General features: G+C 69.7%; 7 protein-coding genes and 1 pseudogene. 4 read left to right on the top strand and 4 right to left on the bottom strand.

The genetic code is table 11. The features are described from left to right. The 3 genes from AB0I79_RS63075 to AB0I79_RS63065 all read right to left on the bottom strand — a co-directional run. A partial coding sequence (locus AB0I79_RS63075) for a LacI family DNA-binding transcriptional regulator (RefSeq protein ID WP_357896274.1) occupies window positions 1-221 on the bottom strand: 221 nt, incomplete at its 3' end. A 114-nt stretch (window positions 222-335) separates the two neighbouring features. Continuing rightward, a complete protein-coding gene (locus AB0I79_RS63070) occupies window positions 336-1073 on the bottom strand; it encodes a VOC family protein (RefSeq protein WP_357896272.1) in 738 nt (245 codons plus the stop codon). An 83-nt stretch (window positions 1074-1156) separates the two neighbouring features. Next, on the bottom strand, window positions 1157-1579 hold the full coding sequence (locus tag AB0I79_RS63065; RefSeq protein WP_357896270.1) for a MerR family transcriptional regulator: 423 nt from the start codon (window positions 1577-1579) through the stop codon (window positions 1157-1159). A 98-nt stretch (window positions 1580-1677) separates the two neighbouring features. Here AB0I79_RS63065 and AB0I79_RS63060 point away from each other — a divergent pair, with 98 nt between their 5' ends. The 4 genes from AB0I79_RS63060 (at window position 1678) to AB0I79_RS63045 (ending at window position 4901) form a co-directional block, all read left to right on the top strand. Further along, entirely contained in the window at window positions 1678-2091 is a 414-nt protein-coding gene (locus tag AB0I79_RS63060) for a hypothetical protein (protein WP_357896268.1), read from the top strand. A gap of 64 nt (window positions 2092-2155) precedes the next feature. Further along, window positions 2156-2488, top strand: a complete 333-nt coding sequence (locus AB0I79_RS63055) for a YnfA family protein (protein WP_357896265.1) — start codon at window positions 2156-2158, stop codon at window positions 2486-2488. Window positions 2489-2703: 215 nt separating this feature from the next. Continuing rightward, window positions 2704-3459, top strand: a complete 756-nt coding sequence (locus AB0I79_RS63050) for a TnsA-like heteromeric transposase endonuclease subunit (protein ID WP_357896263.1) — start codon at window positions 2704-2706, stop codon at window positions 3457-3459. A 44-nt stretch (window positions 3460-3503) separates the two neighbouring features. Next, window positions 3504-4901 carry a hypothetical protein gene (locus AB0I79_RS63045; protein WP_357896260.1) on the top strand — a complete coding sequence of 466 codons (1398 nt, stop codon included), beginning with the start codon at window positions 3504-3506 and terminating at the stop codon, window positions 4899-4901. Here the strand turns inward: AB0I79_RS63045 and AB0I79_RS63040 are convergent. Then, window positions 4862-5136, bottom strand: a pseudogene (locus AB0I79_RS63040) (integrase core domain-containing protein); the annotation flags it as partial. The gene AB0I79_RS63045 and the pseudogene AB0I79_RS63040 sit on opposite strands and share 40 nt — an antisense overlap. Between the last annotated feature and the right edge of the window lie 93 nt (window positions 5137-5229).

Here is a 5229-nt window from a genome sequence, read left to right as displayed (position 1 = left end):
TCGCCTTCGAGGGCGTGGAAGACGAGGTCGATGAGGGTGGTGGGGGTGGAGCGGCGGCGTTGGCGGCGGTAGCCGTGGCGGCGGATGAGTTCTTCCACGGCGGCGCGGGTTTCGGAGGAGACCTCGGAGCGGCCGTTGACGACCTTGGAGACCGTCGCGGTGGAGACTCCGGCCAGCTCGGCGAGCTGGGCGATGGTGAGAGGGGACGACTCCGTGGTCATGGCGGCAGTCTAGTCACGGGGTGCGGGAAGGCGGGCGGTACCGCCTTCCCACGATCAAGGCTGCCGCGCTGCCGAGGTCCGGCGCGGCGGCACCGCAGGTGAGGAGGCTCTGCGTCAGCCCCGTCCGAGGACGCAGAACTCGTTGCCCTCCGGGTCGGCCAGCACCTTCCACGAGACGTCGCCCTGGCCCACGTCGGCGGGCTTCGCGCCGAGGGCCCGCAGCCGGGCCACCTCCGCCCCCTGGTCCTCGATGGGGTCCGGCAGCAGGTCGAGATGGATGCGGTTCCACCAGGTCCGCGTGGCGGGCGCACGAAGGAACTCCAGATACGGGCCGACGCCCTTGGCCGAACGCAGCAGCGCATGATCGTCGGTGACCTCGTGCAGGGTCCAGTCCAGCGCCTCGTCCCAGAACCGGGCCATGGCCCGCGGATCGGCGCAGTCGACCACCACCACGGCGATCGGCCCGGTGTCCCGGAAGCTCGCCCGGGGCTCCAGCACGCAGAACACGTTGCCCTCCGGATCGGCCAGGACCGTCCACGGGACGTCGCCCTGGCCCACGTCGGCGGGCGTCGCACCGAGCTCCTTCAGGCGCGCGACCAACTCCGCCTGATGGGCGGCAGAGGTGGTGGCCAGGTCGAGGTGCACGCGGTACTTCACCGTCTCCGGGTCAGGGACGGTGACGAGATCGACGTAGAAGGCGTCGGGGTCGGGCCAGGCGAAGCCCTCGGGCTCGAGGTTGGTCACGCCGGGCCCCTCGCTCGCCATGCCCCAGCCGAGCGCCTCCGCCCAGAACCGGCCGAGCGCCGAGTCGTCCCGAGCCTTGAAATTCACCTGAACAAGTCGCAGCGCCATGCCGCCGATGATATGCCCAGGTAGATCGGAGTCATGAACCAGCCAGCGGGCCGTACGCCTCTCCCGTCGTTGCGCTGGTGTGATCAGCCGGCGCGTGCGCCACCGGCGCGTTCGGGCCCGGCCTGGCCCGGCCGGGTGGTGCTCAGCGTGAGCCGGCATCGCCCGGCCCGGCAGTCATGCAAGCTCTCCACGGCGGCCTGCCGGGCTCTGGCCAGTTCGGCGATCCTGGCGTCGAGCCGGTCCACCACCGCCTCCAGCCGCCACCGCTCGCCCTCGCAGGTGGCGCCGCCCTGGTCGTGCGCGGCCAGGGCGGCGATGACCTCGTCAAGGGTGAAGCCCAGCTCCTGCAGGGCCTTGGCCATCCGGATGCGTTCCACCGACGCGGGGCTGAAGATGCGATACCCGGAGGGTCTGCGCTCGGCGACGGGCAGGACGCCGCGCCGCTCGTAGAAGCGGACGGTGTCCACACTGACCCCGGCCTCCTGCGCCACCTGGCCGATCTTCACGTGGCTTCACCTCTTGACTCTGGACTCAAGTCAAGACTTTACGGTGTGGGTGACGGCGCCACAAGAACGCCGGCAGGCCAGCGACAAGGAGACCCGCCATGGACGTCCCGCCCGCCTCGACCCCCGTCGTCTGCGACATGACCACCGCCCCCGACACCGCCCGGCAGCGCCTGGACGAATACCGCCGCCTGTTCGCCCGGCACCTCGTCGGCCGCGAGAGGACCGGCCGGGGCATCCGCTTCCGGCTGCGCGCCGAGCCCGGCGTGGAGCCCTGGGTGCGGGACCTCGCCGCACGGGAGAAGGCGTGCTGCGCGTTCTTCGCCTTCGACATCACGCTCGACGGCGGCCAGGTGCTGTGGGACTGCGCGGTGAGCGACGACGACACCGCCCGCGCCGTCCTGGAGGAGTTCTACCTGCTTCCCGACACCGCCCCGCACAGCCCGGACGAGCTCACCGGCCGTCTGGCGGGCAAGGGCCTGCGCTTCGTCGCCGGCCCGGCCGTCGAGGGATGACCGTGGCCGCGCTGCTGATCGCCGCCGCCACGGGCATCGCCCGGGATGCGCTGTACTACCTGTCATGACGATCGCCCGTTCCCTGCTGTTGTTCGCCCTGGCCGCGCTCGCCGAGATCGGCGGGGCGTGGCTGGTCTGGCAAGGGGTGCGCGAGCAGCGCGGCCTGCTGTGGGTCGGCGCCGGGGTCGTCGCCCTGGGCCTGTACGGATTCGTCGCCACCCTGCAGCCGGACGCGAACTTCGGCCGCATCCTGGCCGCCTACGGCGGCGTCTTCGTCGCCGGTTCCCTGGCCTGGGGCATGGTCGTGGACGGCTTCCGGCCCGATCGCTGGGATGTGATCGGCGCGCTGGTCTGCCTGCTCGGCGTACTGGTGATCATGTACGCGCCACGCGGCTGAGGGGAGATGACCGCCTCCCGGGAGCTTCCGCCTTCCCCTTTCATCGACTATCGTCGATTGACGATGAACGAGGAGAGAGAACTTCTGCCGCGTGCGGAGGCCGAGTGTTCGGTACGGGTGATCTCTTCCAGTTCCGCATGTAGGTTTCCGGTGTCTGTGTCACGTTCGGATTAACCCTTCCATTCGGTGAGTCGGGTTCCTGAAGGATGACCAGCGTGGGGACGCTGAGAGCGGTACAGGGTGGAGCGGCCCGGCCAGTCGATCGCTTCGAGTTCGCGTACGTGACGGCGGACGGGATGGAGGTCCGTCAGGAGCTCTCCGAGGCGTGGGCGGCGCCGCTGGAGACGGGACGGCCGGTGCGTCGGTTCCGCCCCTACAAAGGGCAGAAGCATCTGCCAGGTGATTGGTGGTCGGCGACCGACGGACGGCTGGTGGGGTTCGAGTCGTGGCTTGAGCGCGATCATCTGATGCTGCTGGACTTCGACTCTGCTGTGGTGGGGATCGCGTCCCAGCCGTTCTGGTTGTTCTGGGTGACGGCTGAGGGCAAGGCCCGCTCGCACGCGCCGGACTATTTCGCGCGGCGCAGGGACGGGTCGGGGGTGGTCGTCGACTGCCGTCCGGTGGGACGGCGCAAGCCTCGTGATGTGGTTGCGTTCGAGGCGACCAGGCAAGCGTGTGAGATGGTCGGCTGGGAGTACCGGTTGGTCGGTTCCCCAGATGAGCTGCTGGTGCGCAACGTTCGGTGGATCTCGGGCTCGCGGCACCCGCGCCACTACGACGATCAGGTGGCGGGACAGCTGCGGGAGGTCTTCGCTGAGGGGGCTCCGTTGCGAGCCGGGGCCGAGCGGGTCGGAGACCCGATCGCGGTGCTGCCGAGGCTGTTTCATCTGCTGTGGTCGCATGAGCTTGTGGTGGATCTGGCGGCACCGCTGCACATGTCTTCGGTCGTGTCGCTCCCGGAGGTGGCGTGAGCAGCCGGGGCGCGTCCAGGCCGGTGCTGAGGCTGGGCGATTGGGTGCACTACGACAGCGGCGAGCATCAGGTGGTGGCGCTGGCCGGGACGTCGGTGCGGCTGAAGTCGGCTGATGGGTCGGAGACGGCGGTGCTGCTGGCGCACCTTCTTGGGGCGCCGGGGTTCGCGGTGGTCGATGGCGAGCCGTTCCCCGAACTGGAGCCGTTCGGCTTGCTCGACAGCCTGCCCAAGGAGGTCTTGGCCGCGGCGCAGGAGTGGGAGCGCCACATTGTGGAGGTGTTGACCGGATTGCCTCCCGGTGCCGAACCGGGGACGCCGGTCCAGCCGGCCTATGACCCGGACTTGCGTTCGCTCGGTGAACGTGATGAGGCGAAGGCCGCGGAACTGGGGGTCACCTCACGGACCATCCGCACGCGGCGGGCCCGCTACGCCGAGCAGGGTCTGTGGGGGCTGGTCGACCAGCGGACGACGCGCGAGTGGCAGGCGACCGGACGGGCCGATGCCAGAGTCGTGCAGGCGGTGAAGGAGGCGCTGGAGGAGGAGACGCTCGCCTCGACAGGGACGCGTTCGCGGTTGATCTGGACGGTCACCAGCGCGTTGGAGGCGACCTACGGGCCGGGGGTGGTGCCGCTGCCGGGAAGGACCGCCTTCTACCGGCTGATCGACACGCTGTCGACGGGCCGTCACACCTTCGGCTCAGCAGTGACCCGGCGGCAGTTGGCGAACCGGCCGCAGGGCCCGTTCACGCCGACGCTGGCCGATCGTCCGGGGGAGCAGGTGCAGATCGACTCCACGCCGCTGGATGTGATGGTGCTGCTGGACTCTGGGGTGGCGGTGCGCGCGGACTTGACGATCGCGGTCGATGTCGCGACCCGGACGATCTGCGCGGCGGTGTTGCGGCCGGTGGGCACCAAGGCGGTGGATGCCTCGTTGCTGCTGGCCAAAATGCTGGTTCCTGAGCCGATGCGGCCGGGCTGGTCGGCGGCGTTGAAGATGTCGGCGTCGTTGCTGCCGCACGGCAGGTTGATGGCCATTGACGCGCGGATGGAGGCGGCGGCCGCCAAGCCGGTCATCATCCCAGACGGGGTCGTGATCGACGGCGGCAGAGTGTTCATCTCCGAGACGTTCACCCGGGCCTGCGAGCGGCTGGGCATCTCGGTGCAGCGGGCGCGGCCGAACACTCCGACGGACAAAGCGGTGGTGGAGGCGACCTTCCCGTCGATCAACAGCCAGTTCACTCAGTTCCTGGCCGGCTACACCGGCTCCAAGAGCGACCGGCGCGGCCACCGGGTGGAAGAGGGCGCGGTCTGGACGGTTCCGGAGCTGCAGGACCTGCTGGATGAATGGTTGATCTCCTGGCAGCATCGTCGGGGCTTCCCCCATGAACGTGAACACCGATTTCAGGCGGCAGACTCCAGGTTATCCGCCGTCTTCTCGTAGTCGATCGGGCTGAGCTGGCCGAGGCGGGAATGCCGCCGGATCGTGTTGTAGCGGGTGATCCAGCGAAAGACGGCCAGGCGGGCGGTGCGGGCGTCGGGCCAGCGATGTGCGCCCTGCAGCGTCTCGCGTTGAAGGACTCGGCCGCCGCGTTGTCGGCGCTGGTGCCGACCGCACCGCGCGAGCGGGTGACACCGAGCCGGTGACAGGTCCGCGCGAACTCCCGCGAGCAGTACTGCTTGGGTTCAACCTGTCGTTGCAACACCGGTTTGTTGGATCGAGCGTAGCTGCTCGTCGAACACCTCGGCGGGGGTGCGCCAGCCGAGGATCT

Origin of the sequence: Nonomuraea sp. NPDC050202, assembly GCF_040656115.1 — a bacterium.
Lineage (GTDB): Bacteria > Actinomycetota > Actinomycetes > Streptosporangiales > Streptosporangiaceae > Nonomuraea.
The sequence above is the reverse complement of the archived record's forward strand: the minus strand, read 5'-3'. Positions and strand labels throughout refer to the sequence as shown.

What these genes read in the sequence shown, in the direction of transcription:
- AB0I79_RS63060 (WP_357896268.1), top strand. Translation starts at nt 1,678, where the DNA reads ATGGACGTCCCGCCCGCCTCGACCCCCGTCGTCTGCGACATGACCACC.
- AB0I79_RS63055 (WP_357896265.1), top strand. Translation starts at nt 2,156, where the DNA reads ATGACGATCGCCCGTTCCCTGCTGTTGTTCGCCCTGGCCGCGCTCGCC.
- AB0I79_RS63070 (WP_357896272.1), bottom strand. Translation starts at nt 1,073, where the DNA reads ATGGCGCTGCGACTTGTTCAGGTGAATTTCAAGGCTCGGGACGACTCG.